Annotated in this window: 16 protein-coding genes; 9 read left to right on the plus strand and 7 right to left on the minus strand. The window is 56.0% G+C overall.

All coding sequences use genetic code 11. The features are described from left to right. Positions 1-16 precede the first annotated feature (16 nt). Positions 17-1,213, plus strand: coding sequence for a DUF2336 domain-containing protein (locus tag QMZ18_RS28830; protein WP_282609859.1), 1,197 nt, complete (start codon positions 17-19; stop codon positions 1,211-1,213). A 97-nt stretch (positions 1,214-1,310) separates the two neighbouring features. Here the strand turns inward: QMZ18_RS28830 and QMZ18_RS28835 are convergent, their stop codons facing one another. Then, positions 1,311-2,195 (minus strand): hypothetical protein, encoded by an 885-nt coding sequence (locus tag QMZ18_RS28835; protein ID WP_282609860.1) that lies wholly within the window; start codon positions 2,193-2,195, stop codon positions 1,311-1,313. Between the two features lie 58 nt (positions 2,196-2,253). Beyond that, positions 2,254-2,994, minus strand: coding sequence for a pseudouridine synthase (locus QMZ18_RS28840; protein ID WP_282609861.1), 741 nt, complete (start codon positions 2,992-2,994; stop codon positions 2,254-2,256). Here QMZ18_RS28840 and QMZ18_RS28845 point away from each other — a divergent pair. The 3 genes from QMZ18_RS28845 to QMZ18_RS28855 all read left to right on the plus strand — a co-directional run bounded on the left by QMZ18_RS28845 (position 2,988) and on the right by QMZ18_RS28855 (position 6,159). After that, positions 2,988-4,037 carry a cobalamin-independent methionine synthase II family protein gene (locus QMZ18_RS28845; RefSeq protein ID WP_282609862.1) on the plus strand — a complete coding sequence of 350 codons (1,050 nt, stop codon included), beginning with the start codon at positions 2,988-2,990 and terminating at the stop codon, positions 4,035-4,037. The genes QMZ18_RS28840 and QMZ18_RS28845 overlap by 7 nt on opposite strands. Positions 4,038-4,077: 40 nt before the next feature. Beyond that, complete coding sequence (locus QMZ18_RS28850; protein ID WP_282609863.1) at positions 4,078-4,545, plus strand: hypothetical protein; 468 nt, start codon at positions 4,078-4,080, stop codon at positions 4,543-4,545. Positions 4,546-4,644: 99 nt separating this feature from the next. Further along, positions 4,645-6,159 (plus strand): AMP nucleosidase, encoded by a 1,515-nt coding sequence (locus QMZ18_RS28855; RefSeq protein ID WP_282609864.1) that lies wholly within the window; start codon positions 4,645-4,647, stop codon positions 6,157-6,159. Between the two features lie 16 nt (positions 6,160-6,175). Here QMZ18_RS28855 and QMZ18_RS28860 read toward each other — a convergent pair whose 3' ends face one another. After that, complete coding sequence (locus QMZ18_RS28860; RefSeq protein WP_282609865.1) at positions 6,176-7,453, minus strand: MFS transporter; 1,278 nt, start codon at positions 7,451-7,453, stop codon at positions 6,176-6,178. A gap of 216 nt (positions 7,454-7,669) precedes the next feature. Between QMZ18_RS28860 and QMZ18_RS28865 the strand changes: the two genes are divergently transcribed. From QMZ18_RS28865 to QMZ18_RS28875, 3 genes are all read left to right on the plus strand, one after another. Beyond that, entirely contained in the window at positions 7,670-9,967 is a 2,298-nt protein-coding gene (locus tag QMZ18_RS28865; protein ID WP_282609866.1) for a mechanosensitive ion channel domain-containing protein, read from the plus strand. Between the two features lie 98 nt (positions 9,968-10,065). Further along, entirely contained in the window at positions 10,066-10,941 is an 876-nt protein-coding gene (locus QMZ18_RS28870) for a haloalkane dehalogenase (RefSeq protein WP_282609867.1), read from the plus strand. A gap of 26 nt (positions 10,942-10,967) precedes the next feature. Beyond that, positions 10,968-11,489, plus strand: coding sequence for a histidine phosphatase family protein (locus QMZ18_RS28875; protein ID WP_282609868.1), 522 nt, complete (start codon positions 10,968-10,970; stop codon positions 11,487-11,489). 44 nt (positions 11,490-11,533) lie between these two features. Here the strand turns inward: QMZ18_RS28875 and QMZ18_RS28880 are convergent, their stop codons facing one another. The 3 genes from QMZ18_RS28880 to QMZ18_RS28890 all read right to left on the minus strand — a co-directional run bounded on the left by QMZ18_RS28880 (position 11,534) and on the right by QMZ18_RS28890 (position 15,759). Then, complete coding sequence (locus QMZ18_RS28880) at positions 11,534-13,075, minus strand: CYTH and CHAD domain-containing protein (protein WP_282609869.1); 1,542 nt, start codon at positions 13,073-13,075, stop codon at positions 11,534-11,536. Positions 13,076-13,405: 330 nt separating this feature from the next. Next, positions 13,406-14,266, minus strand: coding sequence for a protein-L-isoaspartate O-methyltransferase (locus QMZ18_RS28885; RefSeq protein ID WP_282609870.1), 861 nt, complete (start codon positions 14,264-14,266; stop codon positions 13,406-13,408). 98 nt (positions 14,267-14,364) lie between these two features. Continuing rightward, positions 14,365-15,759, minus strand: coding sequence for a glycerate kinase (locus QMZ18_RS28890; protein WP_282609871.1), 1,395 nt, complete (start codon positions 15,757-15,759; stop codon positions 14,365-14,367). A 178-nt stretch (positions 15,760-15,937) separates the two neighbouring features. On the opposite strand from QMZ18_RS28890, the gene QMZ18_RS28895 reads away from it, so the two are divergent. Then, a complete protein-coding gene (locus tag QMZ18_RS28895; protein WP_282609872.1) occupies positions 15,938-16,420 on the plus strand; it encodes an acyl-CoA thioesterase in 483 nt (160 codons plus the stop codon). 100 nt (positions 16,421-16,520) lie between these two features. Here the strand turns inward: QMZ18_RS28895 and QMZ18_RS28900 are convergent, their stop codons facing one another. Beyond that, positions 16,521-16,961, minus strand: a complete 441-nt coding sequence (locus tag QMZ18_RS28900; protein WP_282609873.1) for a hypothetical protein — start codon at positions 16,959-16,961, stop codon at positions 16,521-16,523. 699 nt (positions 16,962-17,660) lie between these two features. Here QMZ18_RS28900 and QMZ18_RS28905 point away from each other — a divergent pair. Further along, a complete protein-coding gene (locus tag QMZ18_RS28905) occupies positions 17,661-18,137 on the plus strand; it encodes a DUF302 domain-containing protein (protein WP_282609874.1) in 477 nt (158 codons plus the stop codon). Positions 18,138-18,161: the final 24 nt, after the last annotated feature.

Genomic DNA, 18,161 nt, shown 5'->3' on the forward strand with positions numbered 1-18,161 from the left:
GCGGCTCCGGAGTTTCATGGGGATCGAGACAGGTAAAGACACCGCAGACGGTGAAAAAAATCACGGCACAGCTCCCGAGCTGAACGAGTTGGTCGAACTCGCCCGTGACAAGTCCAGCCAAAGCAGAGCGCGACTCGCAACGGTCATCGGCGACCTATATACCGGCGAAGAACGTCTGCTCAGCGATGTCGACCGGCAGATCATGAGCGATATCATCCACCAGCTCATCCAAGAAGTTGAGCTGTCGGTCCGAAAGGCTTTGGCCGAGCGTCTTTCAACAATACCCAATGCCCATTCGAACCTGCTCAACATGCTGGCGAACGACGACATCGAGGTGGCCCACCCCATCTTAGTGCACAGTGAAGTCATGCGTGATTCCGAATTGATCGAAATCGTGCAGTTCCGAACAATGGAACATCAGGTGGCCGTCGCTATGAGGCCAACGCTGAGCGAACCATTATCAAACGCGCTGATCAAAACGGGAAATCAACGAGTCATCACAGCCCTGCTAGAAAATGCGGGCGCTTCTATCGCAGAAGACGATCTGCGCGCGCTCGTCGAACAATCCCGTGAAGTGGCATCATACCAGACCCCTCTCACGCAACGCCGGGACCTGCCGCCTGCGCTCGCCCGCAAACTCTTCTGGAGCGTGTCCGCCGCTCTACGTGATCATCTTCTGGCTAACTACGATTTGGACCCCAGCGATCTCGACGAAAACATCGTGACCGCTGTCAGGGGCCTGCTGGAAGAAGACGCCGACGAAGACAGCGACGCCAGCAGGGCCTTTGACAACATTGCCCCTGTAATGGCCACGACAAACGACTTCGTCATCCATCCGGATCAAGCCACCTGGCTTCTGGGTCTGTTGAAGGAAGGCGAAATCCCATCATTCTTGCTAGGGTTAAGCAGATTTAGTCAATTGCGGGTCAATCTGCTTCGGCGAATCCTGTTCGAACCCGGTGGTGAAGGACTCGCGATCGTTTGCCAGGCTCTCGGACTGGATAAACCGGCATTCGCATCGATCCTTGTGCAGTTCCGACATGGGCGGTTGGGCGATAAGAACATCGAAACCGATGAAATCACCCAGGCCATGGCCTTCTTCGACAACACAACCCGTGAAAACGCCACGGCTTTGTTGCGGCGCTGGCAACGCGATCCGGAATATCAGAACGCGATGCGGATCGTGAGTGACGCAAAACCCGCGTCAGGTTAACGAACTTCCGTCCGGAGCTAACCCGCAGTGTCTGAACGGTTTTTTTTAGTTCAGCGAACCACGTGAACGGCCCGCTAATTTCAGACACGACCTCGTTCTAAAACCCAAGTTCCTCCCGCCACCAAGTCGGCAGGGCAAAAGCTGCACGATGGACGTCCCCATTATAGTGCCGTCCAAGAAAGTCCCGGAAGGGTTCCGCGTAAGAGAACCCGTCTTTGCTGTAGAGGAAAAATCCAAATTCGGCGCCGGGATACAACGGAACGATGGAGCGGTAAGCACTGATATGCGGCAGGTACTGCTTCTGCTTCATAACACTGACGAGGTTTTCGTCCTTGTCGCCGCAAATTTCCTGCAGGAACTGCACGCGCTCCCTACCGATAAAGATACTATCCGAATCGAGCACCACGCCGTCCGGCCGCAAGCAGATCGCGAGGTCCTGGCAGAAGGCCTCGGTAAATACGCTGGAAGAAGGTCCGACCGGTTCGGTCAGATCCAGGATGATCAGATCGAACATGTCACCGGCAACGGCAGCCTTTCGCAGATAATCCGCCGCATCCGCACAGATCAGTTCAACCCTTGGATCGTTATAGTCGCCGTTGATTCCGAGGTACTGGTTTGAAAGCTCGATGACCATGCGATCGATTTCGACCATGACCACCCGTTTCACCTCATCGTGTTTTAGGACTTCGCGCAGGATGCCACCGTCCCCGCCGCCGACAATGACCACCGAGGCGGCATCACGATGACGGCCGAGCAAAGGCACATGAACCGCCATCTCGTGATAAATGAATTCGTCGGCCTGTGCGGCCTGAATCAAACCATCAAGGACAAGGATGCGTCCAAAGGTTTTATGCTCGAAGATCTCAATCTTCTGAAACGGGCTGACCTCTTTATGCAGAAGCTCCATCTCCAGCGCGTGGGTCAGGCCGATACCGCCTGAATCCTCATGCCACCACTTGCTGTAATCTTCGCCATTGCTCATCTTTGATTGGATACCTTTATGCTCGCAATCCGCCCCAGCGGTATCGCCGTTGTCATGGTTAGAGAATATCCTGCCGCCGCACGTCCCGCCAGGAACCTTGTGCTAAATCCTCCAATCCAAGCTTCCCCATGGTAACACGAAGAAGACGGAGGGTCGGAAAACCGATCGCGGCCGTCATGCGGCGAACCTGTCGGTTCTTGCCTTCGTTCAAGGTGATTTTGACCCAAGACGTGGGGATTGCCTTGCGCGCACGGATCGGTGGATCGCGCGCCTCTACTTTTGGCGGCTCATGCAGCAACTCGGCACGACAGGGTTTTGTACGATAGCCCTTGATGACAACACCGCCGCTCAAGCGCTGGAGGTCACGCAGTGTCGGTAAACCCTCAACCTGCACCAGATAGCTGCGCGCATGGCCATGGTCCGGGTCCAGCAGGCGTTTAATAAACGGCCCGTCATCACTGAGCACCAGCAATCCTTCGCTGTCCTTGTCCAGGCGCCCAGCCGCATAGACCCCAGGCGGGAGTCCGAATTCCGCCAAAGTCCTCTGGTCTGGCTCGCCGGTAAATTGGCTGAGCACACCGTAAGGTTTATGAAAGGCAATATAGCGAAAGCGGGACAAGGATTCTCCGGCGCGTCTGGATTTCTGAGGCTCTGTACAAGCGATATCGAAAAAATCGTGGTCACGCCAGCGGTCACGGGCGTTGGCTATTACGCTTGAACTTGGATCAGATTTGAACTGAAGATGAAACCGTTCCAATTCCGGCAGCTTGAGGTCATTCGGAGTCACCGCCCATGTCACTGCAAACCACCTGTATCGGGGCCTACCCAAAGCCCGGCTACGTCCCCGTTCGCGACTGGTTTCAAGGAGAAAGCCACAACGAGTCCACAGGCAACTACGAAAGTCAGATTGCTTCGGTCGGGTCCGAAGATGCAGAAGCGATTTTTGTCAGAGCCGCCGGTGAAGTGATCGCCGACCAGGTCTCCGCCGGCATCGATGTTCCCACCGACGGCGAGGTGCGGCGCGAGAACTACATTCACTATCACTGTCGGCACCTGGAGGGTTTCGATTTCGTCAACCGGACACGCACAACCGCGCGGGATGGTGCCTGCGAAATCGATCTCCCGACCATCCGCGGTCCAATCAAACCCAAGGGCAACCACTTTCTGCCAAGTGACTTCAAATCCGCGCAGGTCTTCACAAATCGCCCTCTAAAGGTGACCGTTCCCGGCCCATTGACCGTCGCCGACACCTCCGCCAACGAATTTTACGACGACCCGGTCAGGCTAGGTGCCGATCTGGCCGATGCCATCAATTTTGAGGTGCGGGCGCTCGCAGAAGCAGGCTGCAGGGTCATTCAGATCGACGAACCCCTCTTCGCCCGCAAGGCACCACAGGCACTGGACTATGGCATCGAGCACCTGATGCGCTGCTTTCATGGCGTCCCCGACGGGGTCACCAAGGTGATGCATATGTGCTGCGGCTATCCGAATTATCTAGACCAGACAGACTACGCCAAGGCCGACCCGAAATCCTATTTCGTCCTTGCCGATGCAGTCGACGCAGCAGGCCTGGACCAGATATCGATTGAAGATGCCCACCGTCACAACGACCTCGCCCTGCTGGAACGCTTCACCCGCTCAAAGGTCATTTTCGGTGCGGTTGCCATCGCACAGAGCCAAGTTGAATCTGTGGAGGAGATTTCAGAACGCCTGAAACAGGCTTTGGGCCACATCGATAAGGACCGTCTGATTGCCGCGCCGGACTGTGGCCTGGGTTTCCTCGGGCGGGATCTCGCCTGGCGGAAACTGCGAAACCTTTGCCTCGCGGCTCAGAACGTCTAACCTTCGATTAAGACCCGCTCCAGGAGAATTGGAAACGACCATGCGTTTGATCGCCATCATCTCTGCAACGATCCTCGCCCTCACAGGTGTGACCTTCGCGCAAGGCAATGGGACCGCGATCTATCCTGATATCACGTCGAGCGAAGATTACATCAGTCCGCTGGACAGCAATCACGATCAGGATGCGGGCAGCCGGGCAGCACTCGTGGCCGCCTTGACCGACCAGCAACTCAACCGGGGCTATCCACCGCAGGCAGCCTTAATACTGACCGGTATCGATTCCGAGGAACTGGCTGTTGTTTCACTGCATCGGAACGTCCTCACGACGCAGTTTCAGGCACGCGCCTACATCAACCAGCTTGCCCCTTCTTTGCGGAACCTGCCTGTCGTTACAACGAGTGGTGCAACCCTGAAGCACAACACATTGGATCTACTGAAGCTATTTGGGTTCCGGCGTGTCGTTGTCAGCGATGGAGAAAGCTTCAGTCTGCAGATCAACGTCTTTTAGCACTCGGCATCCCCCGTCATTCTGCCTACAAACAAGCAAACGGCGGAGCAGGCCTAACCTAGACACTGGCATCTGCGCAAAGCTGTGCTAATAATCGCCATGACAATAAAAAACGACAAAGTTCCACTCATCAGCGATCTCAGACCATTTGACGATCCGGATGCTGCCTGGCAGCGGGTCGACGAAATCTATCGCGACAACACCCACGAACTTAGGGCGCGGTTCGAAGCATACCAGATGGGCGAAGAGTTCGCCGGCCGGGTGCGCGCCTGCTACCCCTATGTGCAGACCCGCACAACCACCGCGGCGAAGGTCGATACTCGTCTCTCCTACGGCTTTCTTGCCGGTCCTGGTGTGCATGGCACCACCCTCACCCGTCCCGATCTTTTTAAGGACTACCTGCGCGAACAGTTCCGTCTGCTGTTGAAGAATCATGAGGCTCCACTGGAAGTCGGCATTTCGGATACGCCAATTCCTCTGCAATTCTCCTTTGCCGAAGGCATTCATATCGAGGGCAATCTGACGCCCGAACGCTACGGCAACATGGGGGACGTCTTCGATCTGCCCGACCTGACCGTGATCGACGACAGCATCGTCAATGGCATTTACGAAGTTGCGAACGATCGTCCGCGCCCATTGTCGCTCTTTACCGGACCGCGCGTGGATTACAGCCTGCACCGCCTCAAGCACTACACTGCAACTTCGCCCGAACACTTTCAGAACTTTGTCATCTTCACCAACTATCAGTTCTACGTTGAAGCCTTTATGGCCTTCTGCCACGAATTGATGACCGGCGAGAACGACGATCCGCGGCGCAGTCAGTACTCCGCCTTCGTCGAACCCGGCGACGTCATCACCTACAACCAGGCTGCAGGCGGATCGCCTGCGGCCGCAGAACAAAACGGCTCCCCGCCCCCGCGCCTTCCACAAATGCCGGCCTATCATCTGAAATGCCCGGACAACCGGGGCATCACCCTGATCAATATCGGTGTCGGTCCCTCTAACGCGAAAACCATCACAGATCACGTCGCTGTTCTGCGGCCGCACGCCTGGTTGATGCTGGGGCACTGCGCAGGCTTGCGACGGGCGCAGAAACTGGGCGACTACGTGCTCGCGCACGGCTATGTCCGCGACGACCACGTGTTGGATCGTGATCTCCCGATCTCAGTACCAATTCCGGCACTTGCGGAAATGCAGAAGGCACTTGAGAGCGCAGTCGCAGAGACCACCGATCTACGTGACTACGACCTGAAACAGGTCATGCGGACCGGCACGGTCGCCACCATCGATGACCGGAACTGGGAACTCCTCGAGCAGACCGAGATCGTCAAACGCTTGAATCAGAGCCGGGCCATTGCGCTGGACATGGAATCGGCAACAATCGCCGCCAACGGTTTTCGCTTCCGTGTACCCTACGGAACTCTGCTTTGCGTCTCGGACAAGCCGATTCACGGCGAGATAAAACTACCGGGCATGGCCAACAGTTTTTACCGGCGGCAGGTCGATCAACACCTCATGATCGGTATTCGCGCCATGGAAATGCTGCGCGAGTTCCAACCGGACCGACTGCATACCCGTAAGCTGCGCAGCTTCGCTGAAGCCGCGTTCCGCTGATCTCAGGCGTAGAAATTTAGCTGTCTTCCGATCTGCCTTCGCGTTCAGCTTTTTCCTGAAGCTCGGCAGCATGATGCCGATGTGCAGCCATGTGAGCCATCACAGTCGTCATGCGCGGCACGAATACCATGGGATGGCGCAGAACGCGCAGGATCGTCTTACGTGCGGCCGCCCGGTAGATGGCGAATCCAAAGAGCAGCACTTGGATCACGCCGATAAAATAATACAGCCCTTCTGTGCCGGCAAAACCCATGACGGTCGAAGCAATCAATGGGCCAGAGGCTGCCGCGCAGCCGTAGACGACCATCAGGCCGCCGGAGGCATTGACCCGTTGCTCGGCATCCAAGAAATCGTTTGCGTGCGCTGTGCAAACGGGATGCAGGGCAAAGGCCGCACCGCCAAAAATAGCGGTCAGGACATAGATCGCCAGTGGATCAATTCCGACCAGCAGCACCATGCCCAGAGAAGTGATGGCGATAATCACCGCGAGCGTCATGATAATATGCCGCCGATCGAAGTGATCCGACAGCTTGCCCAAAGGCCACTGCAGCACCAGCCCGCCAAAGATAGTGACCCCCATGAAAATCGACACGCCGGTCAGAGGCAATCCGGCCTCCTTGGCGAAAACCGGCCCCATACCATAGAAAGACGCGTTGGAGATTCCCGCTGCGGCACCACCCACAACAGCCAGCGGCGAGAGTTTAAAGAGGTCGACCACGCCGAAACTCACTTTGGGCACAGGCGCAGGAGCCTCGGACTGCGTGAGCGAAATCGGAATAATCGCCACGGAAAACAACACCGATACCAGCACGAACAGGCTGACTTTCTGCGTGTCATCCAGGTTGATCAGAAACTGACCGCTGCCCAGGGCCAGATAAAAAGTGATCATATAGATTGAGAGCACCTGCCCTCGGATCTGGTTGGTCGCACGCTCGTTGACCCAGCTTTCCGCGACCATGAAGACCCCGGACAAGCAGAGTCCTGCGATAACCCTGAACATAGCCCAGGCCCACGGGTTGACGACGAAGGCGTGGCAAAGCGGCAGGATCGAAAGCAATGCGGCAAAGGCAGCAAAGGCTCTGATGTGGCCAACCTTCCGGATGACTTCACGGCACCAGAAGACACCGACCACCAACCCAAGAAAATAAGACGACATGATCGCGCCGGTCGTCTCGGTTGAACCGAATTGAAGGCTCGAACGCACCGAGATCAGGGTCGAAAAGAGACCATTTCCGAGCGCAAGATAGGCAATAGCCAGAAGCAACGCGGCAATCGATGAGAGGGTTTTAAGCATCGCTGGAGCAGCAACCGCATTCAGGAATTAGGACTCGGTGAATTGTCTATAGCGTAGCAGCGATGTTGAACCCGGCTTTATGACATGTCTATTGCAATTTCCGATCATGCGCCCGGCGCATTCTGCACAGCTTAAATTGCTCCTGGGTGACGAAGCCGTGCAGTTTTGTTTGAAAGACAGCGATCATGCTACGCTCCCAGCAACGATGAGAGTGCAATGGAGTCGGTCGTGGTAACTGGAATTCTACCCTGGGTGAAGGCGCATCGAAATTCTGGTCGTGCCATCGATTTCTCGACCTTTCTCCTTGTGGCTTTTCTAATCTGCGTGCCGTTCTCGCTTGGACAGGCACAGACAATCCCAGGCGTAATCACAGAGAGTACCCAAAAGGCAGAGAGCGAACTCTCTCCGCTTGCAGAAGATCTGACGTCGGAAGAACGGAGTGACCTGCTTGCGCGGCTCAGTGACGGCCAGGTGCGGCAGTTGCTGATCGACTACCTCGACCAAAGATCTGGCGCAAACGCAGATGGAGACTCGGCCGGTATGGTCTCCGATTTCGACAGCCGCGCACATATCGTCCGCGAACGGCTGGCGGACGTCCTGCATTCCGCACCACGATTCCCTGAGCTGATCTCCGAGACTTTCGCGCATATTGCCCCGCCGGGACGCGGCAGCGAATTCCTCTTCATTCTCCTGGCTGGTTTTGCCTTCATCTTCGGGGCTGGAGCCATAGCGGAATTCGGCTTCCGGCACCTCACACAAAAAGTCAGAAATGAAATCAGTCAGGCTACGCCGGCAACAACGGCCGGGAAAGCAGGTTACCTGATTCTGCGTGTCCTGCTCGATTTCGTTGCCGTCGCTATCTTTGCATTGGTCGCCTTGGCTTGCTTCTTCGCAGTTTATCAAGGTTATCCGCCCGTCAGGCTACTGGTGCTCACCATGGTTGGAGCGGCCGTCGTTTACAGGGTCATCTCGGTAATCTCGCGTTTCCTGCTCGCACCCCTAACCCCGTCACTGCGATGTCTGCCCTTTGAAGACACCCTCTCCAAACGCCTGCACAGTCAATTCATGTGTTTGGCTCTCTTCTCCTTTTTCTTTATGGGCGGCAACCTGCTGCGGGCCTTTAACATGGATCCGGATCTGACCGAGCTCTATCATATTGCCGGCGGTGCGGTTTTCTCTCTTCTACTAATCGGCTTTATCTGGCGCGACAGGCGGGATATCGCCGGTTTGATCGGCAATACGGATGAGCCCACGACCGTTGGCGAACGCCTGCGCGCTATTTTTGGGCAGATATGGCACCTGCTCGCCGTAGCCTATGTTGTTGCGATCTTCCTCATTGCCGTGACTGCTTCACTCATCGGTCATGACAGTATCACCACCGCCGCAATGGGGAGTTTGGTCATCATCATTGCCGTGCCGCTGGTCGACTACACGCTGCGGCAGATGATCGGGGACGCGATCGCGCCGGAAAGCGCCGGCCATGCCTACCTCCCCATTCTATTCCGGGCCATCCGTCTTCTGCTGGTGATTCTCGGCGTTCTGATTTTTGCCCGGCTTTGGGGCATTGATGTCTTTGCCATATCAACCGGCGGGCTCGGCGCCTCGGCCATTCGTGCCATCGTAGAGATCGGCTTCACCATCCTGCTCGCCTACGTGATCTGGCAGGTCGCGCAGCATGCCATCGATCGCCGGATCAAAGCCGACGGCGGCGGCGAACAGGTTGAGAGCGAAGGCGAAGGCGGCGGCAAGGGCGCCACCCGGCTGGCCACGCTCCTGCCCCTGCTGCGCAAGTTTCTTTTCATCACCATCCTGGTCATGGCGGTGATGGTCATGCTCTCGGCCCTGGGCGTGAACGTCGGTCCGCTGCTGGCCGGCGCCGGGGTGATCGGCATCGCTATCGGCTTCGGCGCACAGACTCTGGTAAAAGACATTGTCTCCGGTGTGTTCTTTCTGGTCGACGATGCCTTCCGTCTTGGGGAATACGTCGATATCGGCGATGTAAAAGGCACGGTGGAGGCGATCAACGTGCGCTCTCTGGTCCTGCGCCATCACCGCGGCCCGCTGCACACCGTCCCCTTCGGCGAAATCAAATACCTGACCAACTACAGCCGCGACTGGGTGATCATGAAGCTCGAGTTCCGGGTGACGTACGACACCGATATCAACAAGGTGAAGAAGATTTTCAAGCGGATTGGCGCTGAGTTGCTGGAAGACGAGATCCTGGGCGCTGGTTTCCTGGAACCCTTGAAGTCACAAGGCGTCAAAGCGATGGAAGACTCCGCTATGATCCTGCGCGCCAAGTTCAAGGCCAAGCCCGGCGAACAGTTCATGATCCGCAAGGAAGTTTACCGGCGGGTCCAGGAAGCTTTCCACGAGAACGGTATCCACTTCGCCCATCGCCGTGTGCTGGTCGATGTTCCTGACTCCATAAACGACAATCCGGAAATGAAAAAACGGATCGAAGAAGCCGCCGCCGCCGCCATGTCCGACGACGGACAGGTACAGGGCGCGTGAGGGTCATGTTGCAAACACTCTCGCCGCTGCTACTTTCATAAGCTTCGGCGCGGTTTCCCCCATATCCAACTCGGCGCTCCGCAAAAGGATCTCCCCCGATGATATCAAGCGACGAACTGCCCAAGAAACACGCCACCGTGCTGGGCAAGCGCATGGCTTATGTCGAGCTGGGGAAAGGCAATCCCATCGTCTTTCTGCACGGCAACCCGACCTCATCCTATCTCTGGCGGAACATCATGCCGCAGCTGGAATCCTTGGGCCGCTGCATCGCGCCTGATCTGATCGGCATGGGCGATTCGGAAAAGCTGGATGACAGCGGACCCGATTCCTACCGCTTTGTGGAGCATCGGAAATATCTCGACGCTCTCCTTGAAGCCATTGATGTTAAGAATGACGTCACTTTGGTGATCCATGACTGGGGCTCGGCATTGGGCTTCGACTGGGCACGGCGCCACCCGGATGCGGTCAAAGGCATCGCCTACATGGAAGGCATCGTTCGGCCCGTCAGCTGGGACGACTGGCCGGAGGCTATCACACCACTGTTTCAGGGTTTTCGGTCCGAAGCCGGTGAAAGCATGGTGCTGGATAAGAACTTCTTCGTCGAAAAGGTTCTGCCCGGTTCGGTTCTGCGCGACTTGACCGAAGCCGAGATGGCGGTTTACCGCCGTCCCTTTACCGACGCTGGCGAGGACCGGCGCCCTACCCTTACGTGGCCGCGGCAAATCCCGCTTTCCGGCGAACCAGATGATGTTGTACAGATCGTCTCGGACTATGCCGCCTGGATGGCGGAGAACGGTCTTCCCAAGCTCTTCGTCAATGCAGAACCAGGCGCGATCCTGGTTGGCCCGCAGCGGGAGTTCTGCCGCAGCTGGACGAATCAAAGCGAAGTCACAGTGGCGGGCAGTCACTTTATTCAGGAGGATTCCCCCGATGAGATCGGCCAGGCTTTGGTAAACTGGCTTCAAGATCTCTAAGGTTTTGAGGAATGTCCGGTAAGTATATGAAAAAATTATACCTTCTGCGCCACGCAAAGTCAGACTGGAAGACGCCTGCAAGAGGTGACTTTGAGCGGCCACTCGCCGCACGCGGACACATGGCGGCCCCGAGAATGGGCCGGGAGATGGTACGCTTGGGCATTGCCCCAGCTCTGGTTCTTTGTTCGACGGCACGGCGGGCTGCGCAGACCTATGATTTAATGACCGAATGTATGCCTCCTGCGCACAAGGTCGAGCATCGTGAAGACCTCTACATGGCGCCGCCCGCAAAGCTGAAATCCATCGTTCAGCAGCAATCAGACGAATTTGAGACGATGATGTTGATTGGCCACAATCCGGGCATGGAAGCGCTGGCGGGACAGCTTGCCGGTAATGATTCTGATGCAGAAGCGTTGTCTGCACTCGATGAAAAGTTTCCGACAGCGGCAATTGCCGCTTTCGAACTGCCGGTCGAGCATTGGAAGGACCTCGCTGAGGATCGCGGCAAACTCGTGCAATTTGTCAGGCCACGCGACCTGCGTGACTAATGTGGGATCACACTCGCAGCTGTAACAAAAAGACCGCGCGAATTTTATTTTTCCCAAAAACACGGTGTAGCCTCGTAGTCCTCCCATAACATGGCGAGGGACTTGATACTCTGCGCGGAGAGAGCCTGGTACCAGCCCTGCAAAACACCTGACGCAACGCGGAGATTTGTATTTCTGGGTGCAGCAGAGGTCATTTGCTTAAGGAGTTCCTCGCAGACCACGGCATCATTTACCGCGCCGAGCGCTTCCTGCAATGATGCCAAAGCCTTGTTACGCCTTTTGGCCTTTTTAACTGTGAAGAGGTTTCGGAAAAATTCGGCCGCATAACGCATCTTCTTCACACGCAAGCGAAGCCGGTGGATGTCTTCGACCTCCAACTGTTCGAGCCGTGCAGCCAATTTTCTTACGCGCCGGTCATGCTGCGTCAGCACGGACACAGCGAAATCCGGTATGGGCTGCTTCAACGCCTTGCGTACAGCCTTATCCTCATTGGCCAAAAAGGCATCCGATTCAAGGCCCTTAAACAAGCGTAAGAGCAACAGCGCGTAGCGTTCACTTCTCACGAAAGTTCTGGCATCACCTGATGTTGTTGCCCGCATTTTTGCCGCCACCTTCGCAAGATGCGAGAGAGACTTTTCTTCCGGCATTTGGTCGCGCACCTTGGCGAGCGTTTCCTCGACGAAGACATCCCAGTCGCGTGCAGGACCCAGCTGTTTTTGCGCCCAAGCCAACTCCTCGACAATTGTCCCCTGAGTCTCGGGGCTGAGAAGAGAGCGATAAAGGACGAACAGGGATCTCAACCTGCGAATGCCAACCCGCAACTGGTGAACGCCTTCAGGATCCGCCGACTGAAGAACCGGCTGTTCATTGTCTCGCATCTGGTTGATGCAATTCCAGGCGATCTGGGAAAACACTTCACGCGTATTCGACTTGGCGTCCAGTTTCATCGAACTGGCACGTACAGGTATCGAAACTTCGTCGGTAAAGAGGCTGTACCCTCTCTTTGCCTTGCTTCGCCGTTCCACAGAAAACGGCAGCGCGCCGTGAATTTCCAGTGCCAAGTTGAGGATATCCTCCGGCCGGCCGGATATCAGTTCGAACTCGGCTTCGCTCAGAGGCAGAACCTTATTACCAGTTCGAATACTCCCCTCATCGAGCGCCATTTCGATCTCGCTCTCACCATGCTCCAAAACCGTGATCCGGCGTTTGATATCGGTGGTAAAAACCGCAGTCAATCGGTCATGAAGCTCGGTCTTGGCGAAGAGTTTTTGCAAGGGTTTGCTGTCAATGAGGGAAAGATCAGGCTCGTCCTGCGTAATCTCCTGCTCATACTCGATCAGATGTTGGAAGCCCGTCGCCTTGTTGCCCGGCACTTTGAGTGTCTGGATCCGCCTTCGTCCGATCTTGCGCACGCGCAAGGCGATCCCTTGTGCCTTCAAATCAAGTTCCGGCGTATCGAAGTAGGTACTCAGCAGATGTTTGTTGGTCGAACGACCCTTTGCATAGCGTCGAAACAACGATGCCCGTCGCCAACGGACCATGTGCTCTTCAGCGATAGCCAGTTTCAGCTCAATTTCATGCTGCATGCGTCAAAGGCAGACAGCGAGCCCTATTGGCCGGACCTCGCCGTCGAGCCATCCCTGTAAAACTAAAACCCTATCGAACTCAGTACGTAAGTTGGCGATCTTGATGATTCACCTCTTGCGATGCAACAACAATTCAACAACATGTCATAACATTGTAATATTAATGTAATAATGGTCCTAACGAAGTGCTTTTAATCAGAATGTAATTTCTCCTAAAAGTGAGATTACTCTCGGCGCACCTTTCAACTTGGTTATGAAATATACCTGCGTCCTGCAAATCTATCTATCGCCTGATCAATCCTGACGGACTCTGTTAAGAACGACCGCCCTCTAGCACAAGCACCAACGGCTGGTGCGCAGCCAGCAGTCACTCGACTCTGGCATGTCCTCGCCGAAGTAAAACCGAGTAACTTTTTCCCAGCCTCCCCGGTCCAATGCTGCACCCAAAGCGGCCTCGGCATCTTCATCCCGAGCGCCCTCGCAGGGATAGATGGCAACCGGAGAGATCCAGCGCGCGTAATAATCGTCTCCACAGCGCTGCAGCCGAAAAACAGCGCCGCGGCGTTCAATGGGCTTCGCATCCGGCGACGCCATGAAGCCCTGCCGGGTTGTCAACGGTAAGATCATCCGCCCGCCATCGCGCAGCCGACTGATCCAATTTTTGGCTGGATGGGTCGCACCGGCGTTTACATAGATGATATCTGCAGGCTCGAAGCCGACCCTGGCTCCATCGCCCTGGATGACGGTGACCTGTTCGAACGATTGCAGGTTTTCTTCCGCCCTCGTTGCCAGTTCATTGTCGTATTCCACTGCAGTCACACGACCGGACCGCTCGACCATGGCTGCCAATATCGCACTGTAGTAACCAACACCGACGCCAATGTGAACGACATGTTCACCGGCTCGAGGAAAGGCGCTGCCAATTAACTTGGCATGCAGCGCGGGCTGTCCGTTGTTGAGATTACGCGATTGATCGATCCCGACAAGGTCATTGCTGTAAAGGTAAACCGGATCATCACTTGGCGAGGGAACATACCCTTTGCCCCAACGCAGAATCGGCCAAGGTCCCGGCCCTAAGAAGTCTTCACGAGCAACCGTTGCAAAGGCATCTTCCAACGATTGATTCTCTACACCGGCAGCAGCCAGAACCTGCATGGCATAGGCGCGACGAACACTCTGGATATCGATCAAATTCAAATCCCTTATGCTCTTTATGGAAGAACTATATCTTCGATAAAGATTATCCAGGATAGATCAAATCTGTGCTCGTGTCAGCGGACCGCGGCGCCTCAGGACGGATCGATAAGCAGAACCTGGAGGTCCGCGACATTGGTCCCGGTCGCGCCTGGCTGCAGCAAATCGCCAGCCAGCGACAGCGCCTGATAAGAATCGTTGTTTGCTAAAAGCGCCTCAGCATCTCCGCCTGCCGCCTGGATACGTGCCAGACTTGACGGATCGACAATACCACCCGCGGCATCCGTGGGACCGTCACGGCCGTCCGTTCCGCCGCTCAAAAAGGTCCAGCGACCGGAGAATCCTCGAGCGGCTGCCTTCATCGCAAAGGCAAGCGCAAGCTCCTGATTCCGCCCTCCACGTCCGTTGCCCTGCAAAGTTACAGTGGTCTCGCCCCCTGTCAGCAAAGCCAATGGCCGGCCCATCTCAACGTTTGCAGCAAGCGCCGCGGCAAGAAGCAGCTCAGCGGCATCCTGTGCTTCACCGCAAAGGGCATCGCTAACGATTTGGGTCTGAAAGCCGAGCTCGCCGGCAACGCGCTCCGTCGCGGACAGGCTCATGCCGTTGCTGCCGATCAGCGACGATCCCGCAGAGTCGAAGATCGGATCGCCGGATTTCGGCGTCTCTTCGACGGCACCGTCCCGGCCCTGCTCAAGCCTTGTTTTTACGCTCAAGGGCACACGGTTCCATACATCCCCCTCTTCGAGGATCGCGATGGCATCTGAGAAGCTCGTTGCATCCGGTACGGTCGGCCCGCTCGCGATCGCGCTCAGATCGTCGCCGATAACGTCGGAAAGGATCAGTGCGTGCAGTGCCGCGGGCGCGGCGTAACGGACCAAGCCTCCCCCCTTTAGGGCCGAAAGGTGCTTACGGACACAGTTGACTTGCACAATGTCGGCACCGCAGGCTAACAGCAAATCCGTGGTCGCAATCTTTTCTCCCAGCGTGATCGGCGGCACCGGTGCCGGTAACAAAGCCGAACCGCCACCGCTGACCAGTACCAGGACAAGTTCGTCCTCATCGGCTTGAGCGGCGATTTCCATGACCCGTTGCGCCCCGCGCACACCGCCCTGATCAGGCAAAGGATGCCCGGCACCGATCAACTCAAAACCTCGAATGTCACCCGCACCGTCGTCACTGGCATTTTCGTGGTTGGTCACGATGACGCCGCCGTCGCGAAAGAGACTCTCCGGAAGCAGATCTGAAACGGCCCGTGCCATGGCTTTGGCCGCCTTGCCGATCGCGATCGGGCGCACGGTCTGCCAGTCGCCGCGACGAATCTGCGAACCCGGCGTGCCCGGCAACAGCATAATTTCAATCTGACCGTCATTAACCCGCAAGGCCCGGCATACTGCTTTCGCCGGATCTGCCGCCGCGACACCGGCCATATAGATCTTTTTCGCAACGGCCCTCAATTCGGCGAGCCGCTTGCTGTCACCGGCTTCATTCATCAAAATTTTCCGTTAGTAAGCCCAGGAAATCGGCGCAATGGGTAGCACATTCGATGCTCTCGGCACAACCGGGGGTCCTACAGCACACAGCGTAGTCGAAACCCAACAGCAAGCATGCTAAGATCATACGATCGGGGGAAGTTCAAGACGTCGGTGTTTCGTTTCAACGGTGTTGGTAATGAGCCTTATCTTCCGTTTGTCGTGGGTCGTTCTGCTGTCCTTCTTTCGCAGGCGCATGGAGCCTCTTGACTGGTCAAAGCTCAAGATGCGTGTCCTTCCGACTGATCTCGACATCAATTTTCACATGAATAATGGCAGATATCTGACCTTGATCGATCTTTGCCGGATGGATCTGTTTTTGCGCACCGGCCTTTACCGCTTGATGTGGAAATACCGTTGGGCTCCGGCCGTCAGCTCACTCACCATGGAATTCCGGCGTCCGCTCAGGCTGTTCCAGAAGTATACGCTGCGCTCGCGCATCATTCATTGGGACAAGCGTTTGGTGTTTAGCGAACATGAATTCCTGGTCGGCAAGCGCATTGTCGCCCGCGGCACCTCGAATACCTGTCTCATTGCCCGCAATGGCATGGTCGTGCCGCCGGAACGGATTTTGAAGCTTCTCGGGTGGACCGGACAAGCGCCAGAACCTGCGGCTAAATAGGCGTGCGAACCAGACAGAGTAAAATACGGTCTGCTCTTACCTATCAATCCTCGACGATCAGCTTGTAATCCGAGGTCGTATTAAGCGGGCAGGAATGGATTTATTCACCGGGCTTCAGAGTGATCTTGTAATCCTGCGCTTTGCCAGTGACGAGTCCGCCACCGGATACACTCGGCAGGTGCGCCCGATTCAGAAGACCGTCGCCCCTCACCCAAAACCCAAGCTCGCAGGAAACGTTCTTATTGGTGACGCGAAAAATATAGTCACCGGCCTTCAATGTGAGAGGCGCAGCCTTCACAACCCGTTCATCGCCGGTCTTATCGTTGAAAGCTTCGCAATCGGCTTTCCTGGTCGTTGAATAACCGTGGTAGATGCCGTCCTCGGACTCAATGAACTGACAGGCAATCTGGGTCAATGTAATGACCGTGGGTTTCGCGGAAGCATCACCGGCAAGTGCTGCTGTCGCACTCAGGCTTCCGGCCAGCGCCGCAACGAACAGATGTTGTTTGAAGATATGTGTGGGGAAAGTTTCACCATTCATCGTTCCGCCGCCAGGCCGAATTTCAGAATTGGATGAGTTACAGAGTCAGGCTGAAGTCTGAAGAACAAAGTCAACCGGCCGCCGCACCCGAAGGCAGCAAGCGGCCGGTCGTAAAAAGCCTGAAATAGACTTAAGTCTATTTAGCCGCGCAAGGGTTGCACGGGTTCTTGGCTGCACAAGGGTTGCAAGGATTGCAGGGGTTCTTGGCTGCACAAGGATTGCAGGGATTGCATGGATTCTTGGCTGCGCAGGGATTGCAAGGATTGCAAACTTTTTTCGCGGCGCAAGGCGAACAGGTTGCGAAAGCGGCCTTCGGCAGAGCCGTTACGCCAGCAGCCATGCTGCCTAGGCCAACGGCCAGACCAAGCATAACCGGAATGATTGTGGTCGAAGACAGAAGCCGTCCCTTATATGAAGTCTTTTTCATTTCTACACTCCTCGATGTTACGAACCCCCAGTGTGAGGATTCCGGGTCGGCGGACTGCCTCCCCTTGATACACTGTGCAAATGGCTACGCTCAAATTTGTTTCAGCCCTATTGCACAGCGTCGTGAAACTAAGTGATCGGACAGGGGCGAATTTACCTCAAACCGATGATTTAGTGCGTAAATTTGCGATCAATTAACAGTGATACTTCATTGATTCAGAGTGATATGAGGTAGTCTCGCGGCACAGTTAAGCAAGTCACCGGAGACACACCATGCGCTGGATCCTCTCAATGGTTCTCGCCTTTTTCCTCAACTACGCCCTTCTGGAAAGTAACGTCCAGGCGGCCTCCTCTTCTCCTTACAGCGGCTTTCAAGTCGTCCAAACGACACAGCCGTTCAATAGCTTTGCCGAGCAACTAACGGCAGCGATCAAGAAGAATAAGATGGGTTTGGTGGCGCAGGCCTGTGCCAATTGTGGGGCTAAGTCCATTGGTGTCACAATTCCGGGCAACCGCGTGTTTATGATTTTTCGCCCGGATTTCGCTGTGCGTATGCTCGCGGCGAGTGAAGCTGCCGGCATTGAGGCACCTTTAAGGCTCTACGTAACCGAACAAGCCGACGGCAATGCGCAACTAAGTTATCGCCTGCCAAGCCACACCTTCGGTGACTACAATGTTCCGGAGCTCGACAAGCTGGGCGCCGAGCTAGACGTCATCATTGCGCAGATCGTCAATGACGCTCTGAAATAGTCTGCCGCCCGTCCAGGAATTCAA

Source organism: Pelagibius sp. Alg239-R121 (assembly GCF_947331435.1).
GTDB lineage: Bacteria > Pseudomonadota > Alphaproteobacteria > Kiloniellales > Kiloniellaceae > Denitrobaculum.

Coding starts and splice junctions, on each gene's coding strand:
- QMZ18_RS28830 (WP_282609859.1), top strand. CDS start 17: ATGGGGATCGAGACAGGTAAAGACACCGCAGACGGTGAAAAAAATCAC.
- QMZ18_RS28835 (WP_282609860.1), bottom strand. CDS start 2,195: ATGAGCAATGGCGAAGATTACAGCAAGTGGTGGCATGAGGATTCAGGC.
- QMZ18_RS28845 (WP_282609862.1), top strand. CDS start 2,988: ATGTCACTGCAAACCACCTGTATCGGGGCCTACCCAAAGCCCGGCTAC.
- QMZ18_RS28850 (WP_282609863.1), top strand. CDS start 4,078: ATGCGTTTGATCGCCATCATCTCTGCAACGATCCTCGCCCTCACAGGT.
- QMZ18_RS28855 (WP_282609864.1), top strand. CDS start 4,645: ATGACAATAAAAAACGACAAAGTTCCACTCATCAGCGATCTCAGACCA.
- QMZ18_RS28860 (WP_282609865.1), bottom strand. CDS start 7,453: ATGCTTAAAACCCTCTCATCGATTGCCGCGTTGCTTCTGGCTATTGCC.
- QMZ18_RS28865 (WP_282609866.1), top strand. CDS start 7,670: ATGGAGTCGGTCGTGGTAACTGGAATTCTACCCTGGGTGAAGGCGCAT.
- QMZ18_RS28870 (WP_282609867.1), top strand. CDS start 10,066: ATGATATCAAGCGACGAACTGCCCAAGAAACACGCCACCGTGCTGGGC.
- QMZ18_RS28875 (WP_282609868.1), top strand. CDS start 10,968: ATGAAAAAATTATACCTTCTGCGCCACGCAAAGTCAGACTGGAAGACG.
- QMZ18_RS28880 (WP_282609869.1), bottom strand. CDS start 13,075: ATGCAGCATGAAATTGAGCTGAAACTGGCTATCGCTGAAGAGCACATG.
- QMZ18_RS28890 (WP_282609871.1), bottom strand. CDS start 15,759: ATGAATGAAGCCGGTGACAGCAAGCGGCTCGCCGAATTGAGGGCCGTT.
- QMZ18_RS28895 (WP_282609872.1), top strand. CDS start 15,938: ATGAGCCTTATCTTCCGTTTGTCGTGGGTCGTTCTGCTGTCCTTCTTT.
- QMZ18_RS28900 (WP_282609873.1), bottom strand. CDS start 16,961: ATGAATGGTGAAACTTTCCCCACACATATCTTCAAACAACATCTGTTC.
- QMZ18_RS28905 (WP_282609874.1), top strand. CDS start 17,661: ATGCGCTGGATCCTCTCAATGGTTCTCGCCTTTTTCCTCAACTACGCC.